This window comes from Halomonas sp. NCCP-2165, assembly GCF_023708045.1.
In the GTDB taxonomy this organism is placed as follows: Bacteria; Pseudomonadota; Gammaproteobacteria; order Pseudomonadales; family Halomonadaceae; genus Bisbaumannia; species Bisbaumannia pacifica.
In genome coordinates, this window is record NZ_BRCY01000004.1 from 135,553 (window position 1) to 158,001 (window position 22,449).

The 22,449-nt window shown below is 68.3% G+C and carries 22 protein-coding genes; 6 read left to right on the forward strand and 16 right to left on the reverse strand.

All coding sequences use genetic code 11. The features are described 5' to 3' along the window. Nucleotides 1–33: 33 nt before the first annotated feature. From pcaF to paaF, 5 genes are read right to left on the reverse strand one after another with little or no spacing between them, the layout of a single operon-like run. Entirely contained in the window at nt 34–1,239 is a 1,206-nt protein-coding gene (gene pcaF / locus NFU04_RS03550; protein WP_251308124.1) for a 3-oxoadipyl-CoA thiolase, read from the reverse strand. After that, nucleotides 1,236–1,703, reverse strand: coding sequence for a hydroxyphenylacetyl-CoA thioesterase PaaI (gene paaI / locus NFU04_RS03555; RefSeq protein ID WP_251308125.1), 468 nt, complete (start codon nt 1,701–1,703; stop codon nt 1,236–1,238). The genes pcaF and paaI overlap by 4 nt, the downstream gene beginning before the upstream one ends. Continuing rightward, entirely contained in the window at nt 1,696–3,231 is a 1,536-nt protein-coding gene (gene paaH / locus NFU04_RS03560; RefSeq protein ID WP_251308126.1) for a 3-hydroxyacyl-CoA dehydrogenase PaaH, read from the reverse strand. Before paaH ends, paaI begins: the two co-directional genes overlap by 8 nt. A gap of 48 nt (nt 3,232–3,279) precedes the next feature. Then, nucleotides 3,280–4,071, reverse strand: a complete 792-nt coding sequence (gene paaG, locus NFU04_RS03565; protein WP_251308127.1) for a 2-(1,2-epoxy-1,2-dihydrophenyl)acetyl-CoA isomerase PaaG — start codon at nt 4,069–4,071, stop codon at nt 3,280–3,282. A 30-nt stretch (nt 4,072–4,101) separates the two neighbouring features. After that, complete coding sequence (gene paaF, locus NFU04_RS03570; protein WP_251308128.1) at nt 4,102–4,875, reverse strand: 2,3-dehydroadipyl-CoA hydratase PaaF; 774 nt, start codon at nt 4,873–4,875, stop codon at nt 4,102–4,104. A 386-nt stretch (nt 4,876–5,261) separates the two neighbouring features. Between paaF and paaN the strand changes: the two genes are divergently transcribed. The 3 genes from paaN to NFU04_RS03585 all read left to right on the forward strand — a co-directional run bounded on the left by paaN (nt 5,262) and on the right by NFU04_RS03585 (nt 8,605). Further along, on the forward strand, nt 5,262–6,941 hold the full coding sequence (paaN, locus tag NFU04_RS03575; RefSeq protein WP_251308129.1) for a phenylacetic acid degradation protein PaaN: 1,680 nt from the start codon (nt 5,262–5,264) through the stop codon (nt 6,939–6,941). A gap of 246 nt (nt 6,942–7,187) precedes the next feature. Further along, nucleotides 7,188–7,823, forward strand: coding sequence for a phenylacetic acid degradation protein PaaY (gene paaY / locus NFU04_RS03580; RefSeq protein WP_251308130.1), 636 nt, complete (start codon nt 7,188–7,190; stop codon nt 7,821–7,823). Further along, nucleotides 7,820–8,605 (forward strand): enoyl-CoA hydratase-related protein, encoded by a 786-nt coding sequence (locus tag NFU04_RS03585; protein WP_251308131.1) that lies wholly within the window; start codon nt 7,820–7,822, stop codon nt 8,603–8,605. The genes paaY and NFU04_RS03585 overlap by 4 nt, the downstream gene beginning before the upstream one ends. Before the next feature lie 79 nt (nt 8,606–8,684). Here the strand turns inward: NFU04_RS03585 and paaX are convergent, their stop codons facing one another. From paaX to miaB, 6 genes are all read right to left on the reverse strand, one after another. After that, nucleotides 8,685–9,611, reverse strand: coding sequence for a phenylacetic acid degradation operon negative regulatory protein PaaX (gene paaX / locus NFU04_RS03590; RefSeq protein WP_251308132.1), 927 nt, complete (start codon nt 9,609–9,611; stop codon nt 8,685–8,687). A 281-nt stretch (nt 9,612–9,892) separates the two neighbouring features. Then, nucleotides 9,893–11,359, reverse strand: coding sequence for an apolipoprotein N-acyltransferase (gene lnt, locus NFU04_RS03595; protein WP_251308133.1), 1,467 nt, complete (start codon nt 11,357–11,359; stop codon nt 9,893–9,895). A gap of 41 nt (nt 11,360–11,400) precedes the next feature. Further along, a complete protein-coding gene (locus NFU04_RS03600; protein WP_146804027.1) occupies nt 11,401–12,267 on the reverse strand; it encodes an HlyC/CorC family transporter in 867 nt (288 codons plus the stop codon). After that, nucleotides 12,264–12,782: an rRNA maturation RNase YbeY gene (gene ybeY / locus NFU04_RS03605; RefSeq protein WP_251308134.1), complete on the reverse strand. Its 519-nt coding sequence runs from the start codon at nt 12,780–12,782 to the stop codon at nt 12,264–12,266. Before ybeY ends, NFU04_RS03600 begins: the two co-directional genes overlap by 4 nt. Further along, nucleotides 12,779–13,861, reverse strand: coding sequence for a PhoH family protein (locus tag NFU04_RS03610; protein ID WP_251308135.1), 1,083 nt, complete (start codon nt 13,859–13,861; stop codon nt 12,779–12,781). The genes ybeY and NFU04_RS03610 overlap by 4 nt, the downstream gene beginning before the upstream one ends. A 114-nt stretch (nt 13,862–13,975) precedes the next feature. After that, nucleotides 13,976–15,319: a tRNA (N6-isopentenyl adenosine(37)-C2)-methylthiotransferase MiaB gene (miaB, locus tag NFU04_RS03615; RefSeq protein ID WP_251308136.1), complete on the reverse strand. Its 1,344-nt coding sequence runs from the start codon at nt 15,317–15,319 to the stop codon at nt 13,976–13,978. A gap of 258 nt (nt 15,320–15,577) precedes the next feature. Here miaB and NFU04_RS03620 point away from each other — a divergent pair, with 258 nt between their 5' ends. From NFU04_RS03620 to NFU04_RS03630, 3 genes are all read left to right on the forward strand, one after another. Beyond that, a complete protein-coding gene (locus NFU04_RS03620; RefSeq protein ID WP_251308137.1) occupies nt 15,578–15,907 on the forward strand; it encodes a DUF1820 family protein in 330 nt (109 codons plus the stop codon). A 217-nt stretch (nt 15,908–16,124) separates the two neighbouring features. Continuing rightward, the gene (locus NFU04_RS03625) at nt 16,125–16,748 is read left to right on the forward strand and encodes a TIGR04211 family SH3 domain-containing protein (protein ID WP_146804022.1); all 624 of its coding nucleotides are present in this window, start codon (nt 16,125–16,127) and stop codon (nt 16,746–16,748) included. A 32-nt stretch (nt 16,749–16,780) separates the two neighbouring features. Continuing rightward, nucleotides 16,781–17,419 carry a thiopurine S-methyltransferase gene (locus NFU04_RS03630; RefSeq protein WP_251308138.1) on the forward strand — a complete coding sequence of 213 codons (639 nt, stop codon included), beginning with the start codon at nt 16,781–16,783 and terminating at the stop codon, nt 17,417–17,419. Between the two features lie 95 nt (nt 17,420–17,514). Here NFU04_RS03630 and NFU04_RS03635 read toward each other — a convergent pair whose 3' ends face one another. From NFU04_RS03635 to cysP, 5 genes are all read right to left on the reverse strand, one after another. Continuing rightward, complete coding sequence (locus NFU04_RS03635; RefSeq protein ID WP_251308139.1) at nt 17,515–18,105, reverse strand: YajG family lipoprotein; 591 nt, start codon at nt 18,103–18,105, stop codon at nt 17,515–17,517. A 309-nt stretch (nt 18,106–18,414) separates the two neighbouring features. Continuing rightward, the gene (locus tag NFU04_RS03640) at nt 18,415–19,512 is read right to left on the reverse strand and encodes a sulfate/molybdate ABC transporter ATP-binding protein (protein WP_251308140.1); all 1,098 of its coding nucleotides are present in this window, start codon (nt 19,510–19,512) and stop codon (nt 18,415–18,417) included. A gap of 2 nt (nt 19,513–19,514) precedes the next feature. Further along, the gene (gene cysW / locus NFU04_RS03645; RefSeq protein WP_251308141.1) at nt 19,515–20,336 is read right to left on the reverse strand and encodes a sulfate ABC transporter permease subunit CysW; all 822 of its coding nucleotides are present in this window, start codon (nt 20,334–20,336) and stop codon (nt 19,515–19,517) included. Beyond that, nucleotides 20,336–21,190, reverse strand: coding sequence for a sulfate ABC transporter permease subunit CysT (cysT, locus tag NFU04_RS03650; RefSeq protein WP_251308142.1), 855 nt, complete (start codon nt 21,188–21,190; stop codon nt 20,336–20,338). The genes cysW and cysT overlap by 1 nt, the downstream gene beginning before the upstream one ends. Nucleotides 21,191–21,196: 6 nt before the next feature. Beyond that, a complete protein-coding gene (gene cysP / locus NFU04_RS03655; RefSeq protein WP_251308143.1) occupies nt 21,197–22,213 on the reverse strand; it encodes a thiosulfate ABC transporter substrate-binding protein CysP in 1,017 nt (338 codons plus the stop codon). Between the last annotated feature and the right edge of the window lie 236 nt (nt 22,214–22,449).

Genomic DNA, 22,449 nt, shown 5'->3' on the forward strand with positions numbered 1-22,449 from the left:
GGTGTCTCCAGGCGGCAGGGATATCGTTATGGGTCACAGGCGCTCGATGATGATGGCGATGCCCTGGCCCACGCCGATGCACATGGTGCACAGCGCGTAGCGTCCCTGGCGGGCCTCGAGTTCATGCAGCGCGGTGGTGATCAGGCGGGCGCCGCTCATGCCCAGCGGGTGGCCGAGGGCGATGGCGCCGCCGTTGGGGTTGACGTGTTCGGCGTCGTCGGCAAGGCCCAGGTCGCGGGTCACCGCCAGGGCCTGGGCGGCGAAGGCCTCGTTGAGCTCGATCACGTCCATCTGGTCGAGGGTCAGGCCGGTCTGGGCCAGCACCTTACGGGTGGCCGGGGCGGGGCCGAAGCCCATGATGCGCGGCTCGACGCCGGCGGTGGCCATGCCGACCACTCGCGCGCGGGCCTTGAGGCCGAAGCGTTCCGCCTGGGCCCGGGAGGCCAGCAGCAGGGCGCAGGCGCCGTCATTGACCCCGGAGGCGTTGCCGGCGGTGACGCTGCCGCCCTCGCGGAAGGGGGTGGGGAGCCCCGCCAGTTGATCCAGGGTGGTGGAGGCGCGGGGATGCTCGTCGGTATCGACCACCCGCGGCTCCTGCTTGCGCCGCGGCACTTCCACCGGGACGATCTCCTGGGCCAGGCGGCCGCGCTCCATGGCGGCGGCGGTGCGCTGCTGGCTGCGCAGGGCGAAGGCGTCCTGGTCTTCCCGGGAGATCTTGAACTGCTCGGCGACGTTCTCGGCGGTCTCCGGCATGGAGTCGATGCCGAACCGGGCCTTCATCTGGCGGTTGACGAAGCGCCAGCCGATGGTGGTGTCATGGATGTCGGCGCTGCGCGAGAAGGCCTGCTCCGCCTTGCCCATCACGAAGGGTGCCCGGGACATGGACTCCACGCCGCCGGCCAGCATCAGGCCGGTCTCGCCGGCCTTGATGGCGCGGGCGGCGTAGCCCACCGCATCCATGCCGGAGCCGCACAGGCGGTTCAGGGTGGTGCCGGGCACGTCCACCGGCAGGCCCGCCAGCAGCGCCGACATGCGCGCCACGTTGCGGTTGTCCTCGCCGGCCTGGTTGGCGCAGCCGTAGAGCACGTCATCCAGTTGCGACCAGTCCACCGAGGGGTTGCGCGCCATCAGCTCGCGCATGGGGATGGCGCCCAGGTCGTCGGCGCGCACCGGGGCGAGGGCGCCGCCGTAACGGCCGATGGGGGTACGAATGGCGTCGATGATATAGGCGTCGTTCATGCTTGGCCCTCTGCGGCGGTGGATTCCTCGAGGCGGCGTACGCTGCCGCGGATCTTGTAGGAGCGGCCCCGGAACAGGGCGATGGCGTCACCGTGCTGGTTACGGATGGTGATGTCGTAGACGCCGGTGCGCCCGCGGCGACTCTGCTCCTCGGCGGTGGCGGTCAGCTCATCGCCCTCCCAGGCCGGCCCCAGGTAGTCGATGCTGCAGCCCGAGGCCACGGTGGCCTCGTCGTAAGTATTGCAAGCGAAGGCGAAGGCCGAGTCGGCCAGGGTGAAGAGGTAACCACCGTGGCAGTTGCCGTGGCCCTGGACCATGGTGTCGCGCACCCTCATGCGCATCACCGCCCGGCCCGGGGCCACCGAGACGATCTCCATGCCCAGTGCTTGGCTTGCGGTGTCGCGGGCGAACATCGCCTCGGCGCAGGCCTCGGCCAACTGCTGCGGGGTCAGGGACTCACTCATGGAAACGCTCCTCGGCGATGGCCTTGCGGCGCAGCAGGAAGGCGGCGCGGTAGCGATCCTGGCCGTAGCTCTGCTGCAGGTGGGTCAGGGTGCGGTGCACATAGTCGAGGCCCAGGGCTTCCGCCCAGGCCAGGGGACCGCGGGGGTAGTTGACCCCGGCGCGCATGGCCAGGTCGCCATCGGCGGCGCTGCAGACGCCCTGGTGAACGGCGTCGGCGGCCTCGTTGGCGAGCATCGCCACGGTGCGCAGCACCACCAGGCCCGGGGTGTCGTCGATCCAGGCCACGGCCAGGCCCAGGCGCTGGAAGAAGGCCGCCGCGACGGCGCGCTGTGCCTCATCGGTGGCGGCGCTGGCGGCCAGGGCGATGGCGCTGGCCTCGGCGTAGTCGAGGCAGAGGTCGAAGAGCACCAGGCCCTCGCGGCGCTCGTCGGCGGCCCGCTCGGCGGCGCAGCGGCCGTCGCTCAGCGCCAGGGTCAGCTCACCCAGGCGCAGGGTCGGCAGGGCCGCGGCGCCCTGGGCCGGACGTTGTACCACTTCGATCCCGGCGGCACGGGCGCGCTCGATCAGCGGGGCCAAAAAGCCCGCCTCGCCCTCCACCACCAGCGGCGGCAGGTCGGCGTTCGCCGGGGCGGCGAAGCGCGGCGCCGGCTTGTCGGCGCCGTCGCGGTAGTCGTAGAAGCCCTGGCCGCTCTTGCGACCCAGGCGGCCGGCCTCGACCAGGGCCAGCTGCACCAGGGAGGGCTCGAAGCGGGTGTCGCCATAGTAGGCGTCGAAGACCGAGCGGGTGACGGCGTAGTTGACGTCATGGCCGATCAGGTCCATCAGCTCGAAGGGGCCCATGCGAAAGCCGCCGGCCTGGCGCAGCAGGGCGTCCAGGGTGGCGGCATCGGCGGCGCCTTCCTGCAGCAGGCGCAGGCCCTCGGCATAGAAGGGGCGCGCCACCCGGTTGACGATAAAGCCCGGGGTGGAGCTGGCGTGCACCGGGGTCTTGCCCCAGGCCGCGGCGGTGGCGTAGAGGGTCTCGGCGAGGGCCGGCTCGGTGGCCAGCCCGGAGACGATCTCCACCAGCTTCATCACCGGTGCCGGATTGAAGAAGTGCAGGCCGGCCAGGCGCTCCGGGCGCTCCAGGTTCGCGGCAATCGAAGTGATGGAGAGCGAGGAGGTGTTGCTGGCGAGGATCGCCGTCTCGCCGCAGATCGCCTCGAGGCGGGCGAACAGCTCCCGCTTGACCTCCAGCTTCTCGACGATGGCTTCCACCACCAGGCCGCAGCCGGCGAAGTCGTCCAGGCTGGATGCCGGGCTGAGGCGGTCGATCACCGCCTCCACCGCCTCCTGGGTCAGCTTGCCCTTGGCGACGCGCTTCTCGAGCTGCTTACGGATGCCGGCGATGCCGGCCTCGGCGGCGCCATCGCGGGTGTCATGGAGGCGCACCGGGTGACCGGCCTGGGCCGCCACCTGGGCGATGCCGGCGCCCATGGCGCCCGCGCCGACCACGCCGACAACGATATGAGTGTCGAGTGCGGGCATCTTATTCCCCTTGGGTGTGATGAAGAGTCGGCTGCTGCTTGGCCATGCTTACTCCCCCTTGAACTCGGGCTGGCGCTTTTCCATAAAGGCGCTGACGCCTTCCCGGTAGTCGTTGGTGCGGCCGGCCAGGCGCTGCAGGTCGCGCTCCAGGTCGAGCTGCTCGTCGAAGCCGTTGTCGTCGCTGGCATGCAGGGCGCGCTTGATATAGGCCAGGCCCTGGGTGGGCTGGGTGGCCAGGTGGCGGGCCAGGCTCAGGGCCTCGTCGGCCAGCGCCTCGTCGTCCACGCAGCGCCAGATCAGGCCCCACTGCTCGGCCTGCTCGGCGCCGAGCTTGTCACCGAGCATGGCCAGGCCCTTGGCGCGGGCCATGCCCACCAGGCGCGGCAGGCTCCAGGTGCCGCCGGAGTCGGGAATCAGGCCGATCTTGCAGAAGGCCTGGATAAAGCTCGCGGAGCGCGCCGCCAGCACGATGTCGCAGGCCAGGGCGATATTGGCGCCGGCACCCGCGGCCACGCCGTTCACCGCGCAGACGGTGGGGAAGGGCAGGTCGCGCAGGGTGCGCAGCATGGGGTTGTAGCGCTTCTCCAGGGACTCGCCCAGGTCCGGCGCCTCGGCGCCGGGAGCCACGTTGCGGTCGGAGAGGTCCTGGCCGGCGCAGAAGCCGCGACCGTTGCCGGTCAGCAGCAGCACCCGCACGCTCTTGTCCTGACGCACCGCCTTGAGGGCCTCGCGCATGGCGGCGTGCATCTCGCCGTTGAAGCTATTGAGGCTGTCGGGGCGGTTGAGGGTAATGCGGGCGATGCCGGCTTCCACGCAGTAGTGCAAGGGCTGATCGGTCATGGCGCTGTCCTTCTGTCGTCAAAGGGGGCGTTAGCGTCCGGTGAATTGGGCGCGGCGTTTTTCCTGGAAGGCCTGGATACCCTCCTGGCGATCGGCGGTGCCGGCCAGCACGGTAAAGGCGTGACGCTCGAAGCGCAGGCCGGTGGCCAGGTCGGTGTCCAGGGCCTTGTGCAGGGCCTCCTTGGCCAGGCGTACCGCCAGGGGCGCCTTCTCGGCGATGCGCTCGGCGATGGCGGTGGCACGCTCCACGGTCAGCTCCGGCTGGGTGATCTCGCTGATCAGCCCCGCCTCCAGGGCGCGGCGGGCGGAGATCGGCTCGCCGGTCAATACCATCTGGGTGGCCAGGGCCTGGCCCACCGCCCGCACCAGGCGCTGGGTGCCGCCGGCACCGGGCATGATGCCCAGGTTGATCTCCGGCTGGCCGAACTTGGCGTCCTCGCCGGCGATACGGATATCCGCATGCATGGCCAGTTCGCAGCCGCCGCCCAGGGTGAAGCCGTTGATGGCGGCGACGATGGGCTTGGAGAAACGCGCGATGGCGGCCCAGTGACGCTGACGGGGGTCGTCGAGCATGCCCACCAGATCGCGCTCGGCCATCTCGTTGATATCGGCGCCGGCGGCGAAGGCACGACGGCTGCCGGTCAGCACCAGGGCGCGAATGGCGTCATCTTGGTCGGCGTCGGCCAGGACCTCGGCCAGCTCGCCCAGCAGGGCGGTGTTCAGGGCGTTGAGCGCCTCGGGGCGGTGCAGGGTGATACGCAGGACGCCGCGGTGGGGGCCTTCGAGTTGCAGCAGGTTCGGCATGGTTCCTCGATTCGGCTCGGGTGCCGTGAAAGCGATACATAATGAGAGGTGATAGCCACGAGTATAGGAATTTTTTGATACGCATCAATGATAAGATCCTGTGATCTGTGTATCGTATTTCCGGTGTCATGGGGTAAAATCCCTGAAAAAACAGCACCTTGATATCGCCCTCGTCGCTGGGTTTTCGGCCCTTATACCATGGTCGAAGGGGGCGCTTGCGTAGGGCGTCATGTCGGTAAAAGCCTGGAAAAACAGGCGTATGTAATTCGTGAGCGGGGAGCGGTGAGGGACCGCCTGGTCCCGTGGCGATTGATGTTTCGTTACGCTATGGATAGTCTTTGGGTATATCGCGTATCAAAATATCCTCCCTGAGTCAGGAGTCCCCCATGACCCAGCAAGCCCAGCAGTTCTTCGAGCGCCACCGCGACACCCTCGAGGGCGCCGTCCAGGCCATCCATTCCCGCGAGTTCTGGACCCCCTATCCCGAGAGCCTCAAGAAGTACGACGAGGACGCCGTCAAGGGGGCCCCGGCCGCCTTCGAGGCGCTGTGCAAGCAGCACTTCTCCCTGGTCAGCCCCGGCGCCTCCGAGCGGGTCGGCGCCGAGGTCTCCCCCTACGGCTTCGAGCTGGGCATCACCTATGATCAGCCCGAGACCGCGGCCCTGATCGATGCCATGCAGGCGGCCCTGCCCGCCTGGCGCGATGCCGGTGCCCGGGCGCGGGTCGGCGTCTGCCTGGAGATCCTGGCGCGCCTCAATGCCCAGAGCCCGCTGATCGGCCAGGCGGTGATGCACACCAGCGGCCAGGCGCCGATGATGGCCTTCCAGGCCGGCGCCCCCCACGCCCAGGACCGGGGCCTGGAAGCCGTCACCTATGCCTGGCAGGCCATGGCCCAGGTGCCGGAGACCGCCCAGTGGGTCAAGCCCCAGGGCAAGCACGACCCCCTGGTGATGAACAAGCGCTTCCATATCGTGCCCCGGGGCATCTCCCTGGTGGTGGCCTGCTCCACCTTCCCCACCTGGAACACCTACCCGGGCCTGTTCGCCAGCCTGGCCACCGGTAACCCGGTGATCGTCAAGCCGCACCCGGGCGCCATCCTGCCGGTGGCGATGACCGTCAAGGTCGCCCAGGAGGTGCTCGCCGAGGCGGGCTTCGACCCGGCCCTGGTGACCCTGGCCCCAGACAGCCTCGAGGCACCGGTGACCAAGGAGCTGGCGCTCCACCCGGCGGTCAAGCTGATCGACTTCACCGGCTCCAACGCCTTCGGCGAGTGGCTCGAGCAGAACGCCACCCAGGCCCAGGTGTTCACCGAGAAGGCCGGCATCAACAGCGTGATCATCGACAGCGTCGCCGACCTCAAGGCGGTGACCCGTAACCTGGCCTTCACCCTGAGCCTCTACTCCGGCCAGATGTGCACCACCACCCAGGCGATTTATGTGCCCAAGGGCGGCATCGAGACCGCCGAGGGGCCGATGAGCTTCGATCAGGTGGCCGGCGCCCTGGCCAAGGCGGTGGAGAAGTTCCTCGCCGACAACGATCGCGCCTGCGCCGTGCTGGGGGCCATCCAGGCACCGGCCACCGCCGAGCGCATCGCGGCCTGCCGCGAGCTGGGCGAGGTACTGCTGGACAGCGAGTCCCGCGAGCATCCGCAGTTCCCCAAGGCACGCATCCACACGCCGCTGCTGCTCAAGGTCGACGCCGACCAGCGAGATGCCTTCAGCGAGGAGCGCTTCGGCCCGATCAGCTTCGTGATCGCCACCGACAGCACCGCGCACAGCATCGAACTGGCCCGCGAGGTGATCGGCGAGAAGGGCGCCATCACCCTGGGTGCCTATACCACCGACGAGACCGTGGCGGAGCAGTTCGAGCAGTTGGCCATGGACGTGGCCGCGCCCCTGTCGCTCAACCTGGACGGCGGCGTCTTCGTCAACCAGTCCGCGGCCTTCAGCGACTTCCACGCCACCGGCGGCAACCCGGCGGCCAACGCCTCCCTGTGCGACCAGGCCTTCGTCACTCGCCGTTTCGTGGTGGTGCAGAGCCGTCGCCACGCCCCGGCCGAGGCGTAAGCTCGCCAAGCCACTTTTTGGCAAGGGGCGCCGGGGCAAGCCAGCGCGAAGCGTCTTTTTCGAGGGGTGAGGAGCACTGCTCCGAACGGCCTGGCCATGGATGGCCAGCACCGGCCCTGCAAGCGAAGCAGGATTGCGTAGCTTCGCAGGAAAAAGTCGAGCGCCCAGGGAGGGGGTCATAGCGTCTTCGCGAGGCTTGTCCCGGAACAGCTCCGATCCATCAACGCTATCTAGAGGAGGTTCGCCATGCCCTGCTATCGCCTCGAGGGGGTAACCCCGGTGGTGCATCCCAGCGCCTATGTGCACCCCACCGCGGTGCTGATCGGCGACGTCATCGTCGGCCCCGGCTGCTATGTGGGGCCCGGCGCGGTGATGCGCGGTGACTTCGGCCAGCTGGTGCTGGAGGAGGGCGCCAACCTGCAGGACACCTGCGTGATGCACGGCTTTCCCGGCTGCGTCACCAAGGTGGAGCAGGATGGCCATATCGGCCATGGCGCCGTGCTGCATGGCTGCGTGATCAAGCGCGATGCCATGGTCGGCATGAATGCCGTGGTGATGGACGGTGCGGTGATCGGCGAGCGCTCCATCGTCGCCGCCGCGGCCTTCGTCAAGGCCGGCTTCGAATGCCCGCCCCAGTCCCTGGTGCTGGGCTCCCCGGCCCAGGTCAAGCGCGAGCTCAGCGACCAGGAAGTGGCCTGGAAGCAGCAGGGCACCCGGGAGTATCAGCGCCTGGTGGGGCGCTGCCGGGAGCAGATGGAGGCCTGCGAGCCGCTTAGCGAGCTCGACGCCGACCGCCCCCGTCTCGATGCCGGCAGTACCGCACCCAAGGGCGCGGCCCACGCGCCCAAGGGGCAGCGTCAGAACAGCGAGGAAAGTGCATGAGTTACGACTATCTCCGGGTGACCCGCGAGGGGCGGGTCGGGGTGATCCGCCTGGATCGTCCCCAGGCCCATAACGCCCTGTGCAACGGCCTGGTGGCCGAGCTGGGCCGGGCCCTGGATGCCTTCGATGGTGATGCCGAGATCGGCGCCATCGTGCTGACCGGGGGCGACAAGGTGTTCGCCGCCGGCGCCGATATCGGCGAGATGCTCGATCGCGACATGGCCGGCCTGCAGGCCGAGGACTTCCCCTTCGCCGCCGATGGCGGCTGGGCGGCCCTGGAACGCTGCCGCACCCCGGTGGTGGCGGCGGTGGCCGGTTACGCCCTGGGTGGCGGCTGCGAGATGGCCATGGCCTGCGACCTGATCCTGGCCGCCGATAGCGCCAGGTTCGGCCAGCCCGAGGTGAAGATCGGCACCATGCCCGGCGCCGGCGGCACCCAGCGGCTGGTGCGCGCCATCGGCAAGGCCAAGGCCATGGAATTGTGCCTGACCGGGCGCATGATGGGTGCCGAGGAGGCCGAGCGCGCCGGCCTGGTGTGCCGGGTGGTGCCCGCCGCCGAGCTGGAGACCGAGGCCCTGGCCCTGGCCACCACCATCGCCGGTCACTCGGCGCCGGTGGTGCGGCTGATTCGCGAGTCGGTGAACCAGGCCTTCGAGAGCCCGCTGCAGGCGGGGCTGACCTTCGAGCGCCGCGCCTTCCAGAGCACCTTCGCCTTTGTCGATCGCCGGGAGGGCATGAGCGCCTTCGCCGAGAAGCGCAAGCCGAGCTTCCGGCACCAGTAATCGCTGCCCCTCGAGAAAAACGCCCGCCGGCGATGAAGCCGGCGGGCGTTTTTCATGCTGGCTCGACCCTGCTTGAGGGTCAATCCAGGCCGCCGAAGCGTTGGTAGAAGCTGGCGGCGGGGGCGGGCAGGGGGCCTTCGGCGGTCTCCAGGTGGCGGTCCAGCCAGCGCTCGGCGCCCTGGTAGATCTCCCGGTAGATATTGCGGCATAGCTGGCGGGCGTTGCGGCCCTCCCAGGCGGTGGGCAGCAGCTCCTCGGGGAGCTGGGGGTCGCGCAGCTGCACCTTGCGATACTCGTGGATCAGCAGGGTGCGGGCGATAAAGGCGTCCTGATCGCCGAGGCCATGGCCCTCGCTGAGCGCCTTCCAGAGCGGGCGGAACTGGGCCAGGAAGCGGCCATAGCTGTCGGCCAGCTGGTCCAGGTTCCAGCTCTCGCGCACCTGCAGGCGCAGCGCCCTGGGGGCCAGGGGTTCGCTGGCCTCGCTATGCAGGACGATGGTGTCCTCCGCGACGCCGAGCTCCTGGAGCACGCCCAGGGCCTCGCTGCGGTGCATGCGCGGGTGGGCGAGTACGCCGCCGGCGAAGGCGCCGAAGCCCAGCCACTCCAGCTCCTCCTTGGCGCGGGCACGTTCCGCGGTGGCCAGCTGGCCGAGGAAGACCAGGGTCCAGCCGCCGTCCCAGGCCTCTCCATTGCCGAAATAGACCCGCTTGAAGGCCTGCTCGAAGCGTCGCCGCCCCGGGCCGCTGAGGCTGTAGTAGCTGCGTCGACCGGTCTTCTCGCCCTGTAGCCAGGTCTCCCGGGTCAGGCGGTAGACCGAGGTGCGCACCAGACGCTCGTTGATGCCGATGGGCTCCAGCAGTTGGGAGATGCTGCCCAGCCAGACGGTGCCGCCGCGGGGCACGATGGCGTCGCCGTAGAGGGTGACGATCAGCGAACCGGAGCGCAGCGGGCGCCGGTTCTGGAAACTCTCGATCAGGGAAGCGACACACTCGGTAGCTGACATCATGACATTCTGGTCTTTATTGGAGTTGGTATAGGGGTTAACGATTCCAATGGGTTGGCGCCGACAAACCCGTATCACAGGGGGGAGTCACGCTAACATGATACGGGAGTCTGGCGGTACCTATCTTTCGCAGTAAGCAGGCCGGCGTCGGATTTACCCGACCTAATACGGCCGCTTCCCCAGCGCCGCTAGCTGTGATCTCTCGGTAGGTTGGATAAGCCGAAGGCGCATCCAACGCGAGCGTCGGGTGCGTTCGCCTTGGCTCGCTTACCCGACCTACACGGTCAGCCGCGGCGGGCCAGGCGCAGCCCCGGCAGTACCAGCAGGGCGGCCAGCAGCCAGGCGGGCCAGCTGCCGGTGCGGGTAAAGGGCGTCAGCCCCTGCATGCCCTGCACCTCGCCGACCAGGCTGGCGACCTCGAACTGGGGCGCCTGGGCCAGCACCCGACCCTGGGGGTCGATAAAGGCGGTCAGGCCGTTGCTGGTGGCGCGCATCACATAGCGGCCATTCTCCAGGGCCCGCAGGCGGGCCATCTGCAGATGCTGCCGGGGCCCCAGGGAGGCGCCGAACCAGGTGTCGTTGGAGACGGTGAGCAGGATATCCGCGTCCCGGGCGCGGCTGGCCACCAGGTCGGGATAGATGATCTCGTAGCAGATGGCGTTGCCCAGGGTCAGGTCGGCGGCATGCATCGGCGCCTGCTGGTCGGGGCCCGGGTAGAGCGCCGGCATGGGCAGGTCGAAGAAGGCGATGGCGCCGCGCAGCAGGCTTTCCAGGGGCAGGTATTCGCCGAAGGGCACCAGGTGCGCCTTGCGGTATTCGCCCTGCACCTCGCCCAGGCCCACCACGGCGTTATAGAAGCGGTCGTCGGCATCGCGCTGCAGGACGCCGCCGAGCAGGGCGGTTCCCGGGGCCAGGTTGGCCTGCACCCGCTCGAAGATCGGTCGCGCCTGATCCTCGAACATCGGCAGGGCCGCCTCGGGCCAGACGATCAGGTCGATATCGTCGTCCTGTTCCAGGGTCAGGCGGCTGTAGGTGTTGGCCGCCACCCGCTGGCCCTCCGGGGTCCACTTGATCAGCTGATCCAGGTTGCCCTGCAGCAGGGCGACCCGGCGGGTCTCGCCGTTGGGCTCGCTCCACTGGCGGGGCAGCACCAGCACGGCCAGCCAGAGCGCGGCGACGATGGCCCCGGCGGCCCAGCGCCGGCGCAGCAGCTCGACGCCCAGGCTACCCGTGAGGGCGGTGATCAGCGACAGCAGGTAGACCCCGCCGATGGGGGCCCAGGGGGCCAGGGGCGAGTCCACCTGGGAGGTCCCCAGCAGCAGCCAGGGGAAGCCGGTAAAGGCGAAGGTGCGCAGCCCCTCGCCCAGCACCCAGGCGCCGGCGAAGGTGAAGGCGGCCAGCCGCGGCCCGGTGAGGCGCCGGTAGAGCCCGAAGGTGACGGCGTGGAAGAGCGCCAGGCCGGCGACGAAGAGGCCGGTGAGCAACAACGCCAGCGGCACCCCGGTGTAGCCGTAGTCGTGGATCGACACATAGACCCAGGAGGCGCCGCTGCCGAACAGACCGAGGCCATAGCACCAGCCCTTCATGGCGGCCTGGCCCGGGGTCAGGGCGTGGAGGCCCAGGTACATCAGGCCGGCGGCCACCGGGCCCAGCCACCAGAGGGCGAAAGGGGCGGCGCTGAGGGTGGTCAGGCCCCCGGCCAGCAGGGCCAGCAGATAGGCATGCCAGGGGCGCAGGCGCAACTCGCTCATCGGTACGTTCCTTGTCGAAGAGGATTCCTTGGGGGCGCGGGTCAGTCGTCCTCGGCCTCGCAGGGTTCCGCCTGGAGCAGGCGGATGCGGCGATTGTCCGCGTTGAGCACGGTGAAGCGCCAGCCGCCCAGGTCGGTGAACTCGCCGCGCCGGGGCAGGTGGCCGAAGCGCTGCATCACCAGGCCCCCCAGGGTGTCGAACTCCTCGTCGGGGAAGCGGGTCTCGAAGCGCTCGTTGAAGTCCTCGATGGGGGTCAGGGCGCGGATGGCGAAGCGTCCCTCGCCCAGCTCGCGGATATCCTCCTCCTCGTCGATATCGTGCTCGTCCTCGATATCGCCGACGATCTGCTCGAGGATATCCTCGATGGTGACGATCCCCGCGGTGCCGCCGTACTCGTCGACCACCACCGCCATATGGTTGTGGGTGTCGCGGAACTCCTTGAGCAGGCTGTTGAGGCGCTTGGACTCCGGCACGAACATCGCCGGGCGCAGCACCTGGCGCAGGTCGAGGCCGTCACGCTCCTCCGGGGAGCGGCACAGCAGGGGAAGCAGGTCCTTGACCAGCAGGATGCCGAGTACCTCGTCGAGGTTCTCGCCCACCACCGGGTAGCGGGAGTGGCCGGTCTCGAGGATCACCGGCAGGTACTCCTCCAGGGGCTGGTCGACGGCGATGGCGGTGACCTGGGAGCGCGGGATCAGGACCTCGCGGACCTGCTGGTCGTTGATCTGCAGGGCGCCCTCGATGATGGTCAGGGCATCCTGCTCCAGGCGCAGGCGGGAGCTGGCCTCGCGCAGGAAGAGCAGCAGCTCGCCCCGGGAGTTGGGCTCGTCGTTATCGGGGGAAAAGGCGCTGAAAAACTTATCGAGCCAGGACTTGTTGCCCTGGCTACTCGATCGGTCTTCGCTCATGCGTCGGGTCTCGTGTCCTCGATAGAAGGCGCGCCGGGCGCCGGGTCGGATGCCGTGTAGGGGTCGGGGAAGCCCAGCTCGGCGAGGATGGCCACTTCCAGGGCTTCCATGCGCTCGGCCTCGTCATCCTCTATATGGTCATGGCCCAGCAGATGCAAGGTGCCATGCACCACCATATGAGCGTAGTGAGCCGTCAGCGGCTTGTCCTGCTCGCCGGCCTCGCGAACCACCACCGCATGGCAGATCACCAGGTCGCCGAGCAGCGGAAGGTCAAGCCCCGGCGGGTTCTCGAAGGGGAAGGAGAGCACATTGGTGGGCCGGTCCCTGTCGCGATAGTCACGATTGAGGGCCTGGCTCTCCTCGGCGTCGACGAAGCGCACCGTCAGCTCGTGAGCGGCGGCCTCCGGGTGGCGGGCCAGCACGGCGCCGACCCAGGCGGCCAGTCGCGCCTCATCGGGCAGGCTGGCCCGCTCGGCGGCGTCGGCAAGGGCCACCTGGCGGTCGATCTCGCTCATTGCTCGGTATCCCCGGGGTTGCCGTTGGCCTGGCCGGCCTGCTGACGTTCCCGGGCCTCGCGGCGGGCCTCCTTGCGGGCGCGCTCCTCGGCCTCCTGCTCCGCCTCGAAGCGGTCATAGGCCTCGATGATGCGCTGCACCATGGGGTGGCGCACCACGTCCTTGGCGGCGAAGTGGGTGACGCCGATGCCGGCGGTGTCCTTGAGCACGTCGAGGACCTGGATCAGCCCCGAGCTCTGGCCCCGGGGCAGGTCCACCTGGGTCACGTCGCCGGTGATCACCGCGGTGGAGCCGAAACCGATGCGAGTCAGGAACATCTTCATCTGCTCGCGGGTGGTGTTCTGGCTCTCGTCGAGGATGATAAAGGAGTTGTTGAGGGTGCGACCGCGCATATAGGCGAGCGGCGCGATCTCGATGATCTGGCGCTCGATCAGCTTGCCCACCTGCTCGAAGCCGAGCATCTCGTAGAGGGCGTCATAGAGCGGACGCAGGTAGGGGTCGATCTTCTGGGCCAGGTCGCCGGGCAGAAAGCCGAGCTTCTCGCCGGCCTCCACCGCCGGACGCACCAGCAGGATGCGACGCACCTGCTGCTGGTTGAGGGCCTCCACCGCCGCGGCCACCGCCAGGTAGGTCTTGCCGGTACCCGCCGGGCCGATACCGAAGTTGATATCGTGGTTACGGATGCTCTGAACATAGCCCTGCTGGTTCTGGCCGCGGGGCTTGATCACCACCTTGGGGGTGCGCAGCAGCACCTCGTGATCGTCCAGGGTCCCCTCGTCCTCCTCCAGGGCCTCGAGGCCCGACTCCTGCAGGAAGAGGTGCACGGTATCCGGGGAGAGCTCGTCGACCTCGGCCTCCCGATAGAGGTGCTCGAGCACATTGGCGGCGGCCTTGACCCGGGCGCCGGGACCGGCCAACTGGAAGGTGTTGCCGCGGTTACGCAGGGTGACCCCGAGGCGGGACTCCACCAGCTTGAGGTGCTCGTCGCGCTGGCCGCAGAGATTGGCCAGGCGTCGGGGATCGTTGGGCTCGAGGTTCAGGGTGATGATGCGATTGGCCTGAGAACTGTGTTGGCTCAAGAGCAGAGGGTCCTTGGCAGGGGGAATGCGATGAGCTTAAAGCCCCGGACGGTGCCGGGGCAATGCCTGGGTGCGGCCCGCGGGTGGGGCTCTAAGGAGGTCCGTCGCGGGCGCTTAGTAGCGCGCCGGGGAGGCCAGTTCACCGCGCAGGGAGTTGGGCAGCGCCTCGGTGATCTCCACGTCGACGAAGAAGCCGATCAGCTCCATGGGGTTGGCGGCGCGGAAGTTGACCACCCGGTTGTTCTCGGTGCGCCCGGAGAGCTGGCCCGGGTCCTTGGGCGAGAAGCCGGTGACCAGGATGCGCTGGGTGCTGCCCACCATGCGGCGACTGATCTGCATCGCCTGCTGGTTGATGCGCTCCTGGAGGATCGCCAGGCGCTGCTTCTTGACGGCCTCCGGGGTGTCGTCCTCGAGGCCGGCCGCCGGGGTGCCGGGGCGCGCCGAGTAGACGAAGCTGAAGGAGTGGTCGAAGCCGATGCGATGGATCAGGTCCATGGTGGCCTCGAAATCCTCGTCGCTCTCGCCGGGGAAGCCGATGATAAAGTCCGAGGAGAAGCTGATGTCCGGGCGCAGCTCGCGGATCCGCTCCATCTTGTCCACATACTCTTCTACGCCGTGGCCGCGCTTCATGGCCGCCAGGATGCGGTCGGAACCGGACTGCACCGGCAGGTGCAGGTGGCTGACCAGCTCGGGGATCTCGCCGTAGGCCTCGATCAGGCTGTCGGAGAACTCCACCGGGTGGGAGGTGGTGAAGCGGATGCGGTCGATGCCTTCCACCGCCGCCACGCAGGCGATCAACTCGGCCAGGTCGATTTCGTCGCCGAGCTGGTTCTCGCCCCGATAGGCGTTGACGTTCTGGCCCAGCAGGTTGATCTCGCGCACGCCCTGGTCGGCCAGGTGGATCACCTCGTCCATCACCGCCTCGAAGGGGCGCGAGACCTCCTCGCCGCGGGTGTAGGGCACCACGCAGAAGGTGCAGTACTTGGAGCAGCCCTCCATCACCGAGACGAAGGCGGTGGCGCCGTCGGAGCTGGGCTTGGGCAGGTGATCGAATTTCTCGATCTCCGGGAAGGTCACGTCCACCACCGAGATCTGGTTCTGCTTGCGGGAGTCGAGCATCGCCGGTACCCGGTGCAGGGTCTGGGGGCCGAAGACCATGTCCACGTGGGGGGCGCGCTTGCGCAGCGCCTCGCCCTCCTGGCTTGCCACGCAGCCGCCGACGCCGATCACCAGCTCCGGGTTGCTCTCCTTGAGCTTCTTCCAGCGCCCCAGCTGATGGAAGACCTTCTCCTGGGCCTTCTCGCGGATCGAGCAGGTATTGAGCAGGATCACGTCTGCCTGGGCTTCGTCGTCGGTCAGTTCCAGGTCGTGGGACTCGCCGAGCAGATCCGCCATGCGCGCGGAGTCATACTCGTTCATCTGGCAGCCGTGGGTCTTGATGAAGAGTTTCTTCGCCATAAGAATCAGGGTCGCGGCACGAGGCCCGACGTTTCCGTCACCGGTTTGGGGTCTATTCAGGAGGGGCCTTGCGGCCGAGCGTGATTGTCTGGGCGGGGATTATACGCACCCGCCCGGGCAGGAGCCAGCGCCCCTCGGCATGGCCACCGTGATGCCCGGGTTCGGCAGGGGCGCGGCTATGATATTCTTGCCGGTCACGATCCGGGGGCGCGCTTGCCCACCGGCGAGGCGGTCAACCGAGGTCGAAACAGAGGCACTATGGCGTCCAAGCCCATCTATCGCGTGGTATTTCATAATCAGGGCGAGGTCTGGGAGCTCTATGCACGGGAGATCTTCCAGAGCGAACTGTGGGGCTTTCTCGAGGTGGAGGAGTTCGTCTTCGAGGATGCCTCCAAGCTGGTGGTGGACCCCGCCTCGGAGAAGCTGCGGCGTACCTTCGAGGGGGTCAACCGTAGCTATATCCCCTTGAATTCCATCGTGCGTATCGATGAAGTGGAGCGCGAGGGCGCCGCCAAGGCGGTCAAGGCCGAGGGCAAGGTAGCGGAGTTTCCGCGACCCATGAGCTGGCCTCCCCGCGGCGAGGAGTAGCGTCCGTGGTGTCGATCAAAAAGTGATCGATTTGTCGGGATCGCAGCGCCGATGCCGGATACGAACTCTTCGCGAAGGGTTTTCCCAAGACTTATCCACAGAAGCTGTGGATGGCAATCCGAGTGGGGCGAGGCCGCCGAAGGAGTCGTCGGCCGCGTCGAAGATCGCCTGGGGCGGGGCCGTTGTGTCATCCCGAGCCCATCAAGACGGCAGAGCTATGAAACAATTCAACCCCTTGATCATGGGCCTGGTATTGGGAGGGCTGAGCCTCTCCGTCCAGGCTCAGGAAGTGCAGGACCCGACCCACTGGGTCACCGATGATCTCAGCACCTTCGTGCGCAGCGGGCCCACCGACGGCTATCGCATCATCGGCACCCTCACCGCCGGTGAGCCGGTGCGCGCCCTGGAGAGCAGCGGCAATTACACCCGGGTCGAGGACGCGGACGGTGACCGGGTCTGGGTGCTGACCAGCGAGTTGCAGGCGTCGCCCAGCGACCGGGTCCAGCTGCCGGCGCTGGAGCGTCGGGTGGCGGCGCTGAGCGAGGAGCTCGACGGCATCAACGGCCAGTGGGAGCAGCGCGTGGCCGGCATGACCGAGACCCTGGCGGTGCGCGAGGCGCGAATCGCCGAGCTGGAGTCGCGCAATCACGAGCTGGATGGTCAGGTCACCGAGGCGCAGCGCCGGGTGCGCGAGCTGCAGGCGCGTCTGGATACCCAGGAAGAGGACCTGTTGCTGCGCTACTTCCTGTATGGCGGGGGCGTGGCCGGGGCCGGCCTGCTGGTGGGGCTGATCGTTCCCCATCTGCCGCGGCGTCGCAAGAAGCGCGATCGCTGGTTCTAAGTGCTACCGGTGTCCAAGGGAGTCTGGTGAGGATGGATAGCGTTTATGAAAACGAGTGGCTGATGCGCTGGCGGGAAGGTCGGATCGGCTTTCATCGCGAGGCGGCGCATCCGGCGCTGGTGCGCTACTGGCCGCGGCTCGGCGTGCCCGGCGATACCAAGGTGCTGGTGCCGCTGTGCGGCAAGAGCCTGGATATGCGCTGGCTGGCCGAGCGGGGGCATCCGGTGCTGGGGATCGAGCTGGCCAGCCAGGCGATCGCCCAGTTCGTGGCCGAGGGCGAGGCGCCGGCGTCCCGCTATCGCCAGGGCGATTTCGAGGTGACCCGACAGGGCAGCGTGGAGCTGTGGTGTGGTGACTTCTTCCACTTTCACCTGCCCCAGGCCGCCGAGGTGGGGGCCTTCTATGATCGCGCCGCCCTGATCGCCCTGCCCGAGGCGACCCGCCAGCGCTATGCCTTCCACCTCGCCCAGCTGATGGCCCCGGGGAGCCGCGGGTTGTTAGTCAGCCTGACCCGGCCGGATAACGCCGGGCCGCCTTTCAGCGTCGAGGCCGAGGAGGTGGAGCGGCTGTTCGGCGCCAACTTCGAGCTGGTGCATCTGGACGACGCCGAGCCGGAGCCCAATGGCTTCCGGGAGAGTGTCTGGTCGTTGAAGCGCCGAGGGCCTTATTGAAGAACCGGGCTCGCCGGCGGAGCATAGCGAACCGCCAAACGCCAAGGGGCGCCTGTATAGGCGCCCCTTGGCGTTTGGCGGTGTTGGGGCCGAGCTCAGCGGGCCAGCAGGGCGCCGAGCTCCGGGTCCCGGAAGCTGCGGTTGAGGCCGTCGCTGAGCAGCTCGTTGACCATCCGGGTATTGGCCGCTTGGCTGGGGCGCAGGGCATAGCTCTGGCTACGCCGCGAGGTGTAGGTACCGGTGTAGGTGGTGCCGGCGTTGACCGCCTCGGCCTGGAAGACCGCCTCCAGCACCGCCTCGCCGAGTACCGGCACCTCGTCGCCGCGGGCATAGTCCAGGCGCCTCAGGGTCAGGGTCAGCCGCGGGATGGTGTCGACCTCCCGGGTGGGGCGAAAGCCCATGCGGCGCAGCGCCTCCTCGGCCTGGGCCTGCAGCTTGGGCACCAGCGCATGGGCCTGCACGGTAATGGTGGCGGTGGACATCTCGGCGCCGCTGCGGGTGCCCAGCACCTCGCTGTCGCGACCGTCCACCACATGCACCGCCACCGCCTGGCCCTGGCCGCTGCGCGGCAGCTCGGCGCTGAGGCGGGGATCCACCTGCAGGTAGTGGGGGCTACTGCAGCCCGCCAGCAGCAGGGCGACAAGCAGCAGCGCAAGCAGCGGGAGTCTGGGCAGGGGGCTGGGCACGGGATTCGGCATAGGGCTTGGCATAGGGCTTGGCATAGGGCTTGGCATAGGGCTTGGCATAGGGCTTGGCATAGGGGGGCTCTCCAATAACAACGCCTCGGCGGGATGCCGAGGCGAGTATAGGGGCATAAGCCTCACGCTGAATAGCTTCCACGGCGGTGACCTGGGCTAAGGGGCGCCGGGGGAAGCCCTAAGCGAAGCGTCATTATCAGGGACGAGAATGCCGAGTGCCCAGGGAGGGGGTCACAGCGTTTTCGCGTGGGCCTGCTCCCGGGAGCCCCGAGCCCTTTCAGGCCGGACGATATCGACTCAGGCCAGGCTGGGCTGGGTCGCCGGCCGGCCCTCGGCGCCGAAGCGGTGCCAGTGCTGGGGCAGGGCATAGAGGCGCTGGCCGCGCTTGATGTCGAGGCGCTCGAAATCGCCATGGCCGATGGTGGCGAGCCACGGCTCGGCGAGCCAGTCGGCGGCCAGCTCGACACGCACCTCGGCGCCCACCGGCACCACGGCGGTGACCGTCATCGGCAGGTGCGCCGTGGCCTGGGGAGCGGCCGCCAGGCTCAGCTCGTGGGGGCGCAGCAGCAGCTCCTGGGGCCCCTCGGGCAGGTCGACCGCCAGGCGGGCCTCGCCGCAGGTCAGCACGCCGTCGCGCACCTCGCCCTCCAGGCGATTGACGTCGCCCAGGAACTCGAAGACGAAGCGGTTGGCCGGGGCGCGATAGAGCCGTGCCGGCGTATCGATCTGCTCGATGCGGCCATCGCTCATCACCACCACCCGGTCGGAGAGCTCCAGGGCCTCCTCCTGGTCGTGGGTGACGAAGACGCTGGTGAAGTTCAGCTCATCGTGCAGGTGGCGCAGCCAGCGACGCAGGTCCTGGCGCACCTTGGCATCCAGGGCGCCGAAGGGCTCGTCGAGCAGCAGCACCTCGGGGCGCAGGGCCAGGGCCCGGGCCAGGGAGACCCGCTGCTGCTGGCCGCCGGAGAGCTCCGCCGGGTAGCGCTGGGCGAAGCGCTCCAGCTGGACCATCTCAAGCAACTGATGCACCCGGGCGCGGATCTCGCCGCTGGAGGGGCGTTGGCCGCGCGGCTGGACGGTGAGGCCGAAGGCCACGTTGTCGAACACCGTCATATGCTTGAACAGCGCATAGTGCTGGAAGACGAAGCCGATGCGCCGGTCGCGCACATGGACGTCGGTGACCTCGCGGCTGCCGAAGTGGATGGTCCCGGCCGGGTCCCGGTCGGCCTGCTCGAGGCCGGCGATGATCCGCAGCAGGGTGGTCTTGCCGGAGCCGGAGGGGCCCAGCAGGCCCACCAGCTCGCCGCTGGCGATCTCCAGGTCGATGGGCTCCAGGGCCCGGGGCGTGCCCGGACGGCCGTAGGTCTTGGCGATTTGGCTCAGGCGAATGCCCATGATCAAGCCTCCCGGCGCGTGGCGCGCCATTCCAGGCCGGCCTTGGCGGCCAGCGTGAACAGGGCGATCAGGGCCAGTAGCGCAGCACTGGCGAAGGCGCCCACGGTGTTGTAGTCCTGGTAGAGCTGCTCCAGGTGCAGCGGCAGGGTGTTGGTCTGGCCGCGGATGGCCCCGGAGACCACCGAGACGGCGCCGAACTCGCCCACCGCCCGGGCATTGGTGAGGATCACCCCGTAGAGCAGCGCCCAGCGGATATTGGGCAGCGTCACCCGGCGGAAGATGGTTCCGCCGGAGGCGCCCAGGGTCACCGCCGCCTCCTCTTCCCGGGAGCCCTGGGCCTGCATCAGCGGGATCAGCTCCCGGGCCACGAAGGGGCAGGTGACGAAGAGGGTCACCATCAGGATGCCCGGCCAGGCGAACATCAGCTGGATATCCTGGGCGTCGAGCCAGCCGCCGATCCAGCCGTTGCGGCCGTAGAGCAGCAGATAGATCAGCCCCGCCACCACCGGCGAGACGGCGAAGGGGATATCGATCAGGGTCTGCAGCAGGCGCCGCCCCGGGAAGCTGAAGCGGGTCACCAGCCAAGCCAGGGCCACCCCGAACACCAGGCAGACGGGAATCGTCAGCACGGTGATAAAGAGCGTCAGGCCGATGGCGGCCAGGGTGTAGTGGTCGCTGACATTGGCCCAGAAGACGCCCACGCCCTGGGCGAAGGCCTGGGCGAAGATCGCCACCAGGGGCAGCAGCAAGAAGAGCGCCGAGAGGACCAGGGCGGCGCCAATCAGGCCCCGGCGCACCGCCGGGGCATCACCGATCCGTTGCATCAGCCGCGTCCTCCATGCAGGCGCTTGATAAAGTGTCCCTGCCAGATGTTGATCGCCAGCAGCAGCGCCAGCGAGACCATCAATATCACCGAGGCGATGGCCGAGGCGCCCACGTAGTCGTACTCCTGGAGCTTGACGAAGATCATCAGGGCGGTGATCTCGGTCTCATAGGGCATGTTGCCGGCGATAAAGATGATCGCCCCGAACTCGCCCAGCGAGCGCACGAAGGCGAGCCCGGTGCCGGTGACCAGCGCCGGCCACAGGTGCGGCAGGATTACCCGGCGAAAGGCGGTGGCGTCACTGGCGCCCAGGGTCAGGGCCGCCTCGTCCACCTCCTGGGGCAGGTCCTCCAGCACCGGCTGCACGGTGCGCACCACGAAGGGGATGCTGGTGAAGGCCATGGCCAGGGCGATGCCCACCCAGGTGTAGGCCACGTCCAGCCCCAGCGGCTCGAGGAGCCGTCCCATCCAGCCGCTGCCGGCATAGAGGGTGGCCAGGGTGATACCGGCCACCGCCGTGGGCAGGGCGAAGGGCAGGTCCATTAGGGCGTCGAGCAGGCGCTTGCCGGGAAACTCGTAGCGCACCAGCACCCAGGCCAGCAGCAGGCCGAAGGCGGCGTTGACCAGCGCCGCCAGGGCGGCGGCGCCGAGGGTCACGGTGTAGCTGGCCACCACCCGGCCATCGCTGATGATGGCCCAGTACTCGGCCAGGCCGATGCCGGAGAGCTGGCCCACCAGGCTGGTCATGGGCAGCAACAGCACCAGCGAGACGAACATCAGGCTGATGCCCAGCGACAGGCCGAAGCCGGGCAGCACCCGGCGACGGCCCCTGAGGCGGGGAAGGGCGAGGCTCATGATGGCTTAGCGACGCTGCAGTTGATCGAGCAGGGCACCACCGGCGAAGTGCTCCTCCATGGCCTGCTCCCAGCCGCCGAAGACCTCCTCGACGCGCAGCAGCTCGGTGGCGGGGAACTGTTCGGCGAACTCTTCCACCACCGCCTCGTGGTGGACCCGGTAGTTGAAGCCGGCCAGGGTGCGCTGGCCTTCCTCGCTGTAGAGGTAGTCCAGGTAGCCCCGGGCCAGGTCCTCGGTGCCGTTGCGCTCGGCGTTCTCTTCCACCACGGCCACCGGGAATTCGGCGAGGATGCTCACCGGCGGCACGATCACCTCGTAGTCGTCGCTGCCGTACTCGCCGCGGATATTGTTGACCTCGGACTCGAAGCTGATCAGCACATCGCCCAGGCCGCGCTCGATAAAGCTGGTGGTGGCGCCACGGCCGCCGGTGTCGAAGACCGCCACGTTGCGCAGGAAGGTGCGCATAAAGTCGTGAATCTGTGCTTCGTCGCCGTCGAAGGCCTGCTCGGCGAAGCCCCAGGCGGCCAGGTAGGTGTAGCGGCCGTTACCGGAGGTCTTGGGGTTGGGGAAGACGATGCTCACGTCCTCCCGCGCCAGGTCGTCCCAGCTCTCGATGCCCTTGGGGTTGCCGGCGCGCACCAGGAAGGCGGTGGTGGAGTAGTAGGGGGAGGCGTTGTTGGGCAACTGAGTCTGCCACTCCTCGGCCACCAGGCCGGCGTCGGCCAGCACCTGGACGTCGGTGACCTGGTTATAGGTCACCACGTCGGCGCGCAGGCCCTGCATGATGGCGCGGGCCTGGGCGGAGGAGCCGCCGTGGGACTGCTGCACGCCGACGGCTTCGCCGTGCTCGGCCTCCCAGTGGGCGATAAAGTCCGGGTTGATGGCCGAGAACAGCTCCCGGGCGATGTCGTAGGAGGAGTTGAGCAACTCGCGCTCCTGGGCCAGGGCCGGGGTGGCGGCGACGACGCTGCTGCCGAGGGCGGCGGCCAGGATGCCGCGACGAATCCAGGAGGGCTTGAACATGGTCATGGGCTCCGCACGAAATTCAGGATGTTGGATAGCAGGCTAAACTAGCTCATAAGTAATGACAATCCTGTTTTATATATATTTTGGGAATAATGGCCAATAGCCATTCTCGATGATGGCGTCGCCGCCCTTAGCATCTATTTTTTTGATGCAGAAGCCAGAATAACTATATTTTATCTAATCATGGGGCGCGCCTAAGGTGGGGTCATAACGACTTCACCCGGAGGACGCAG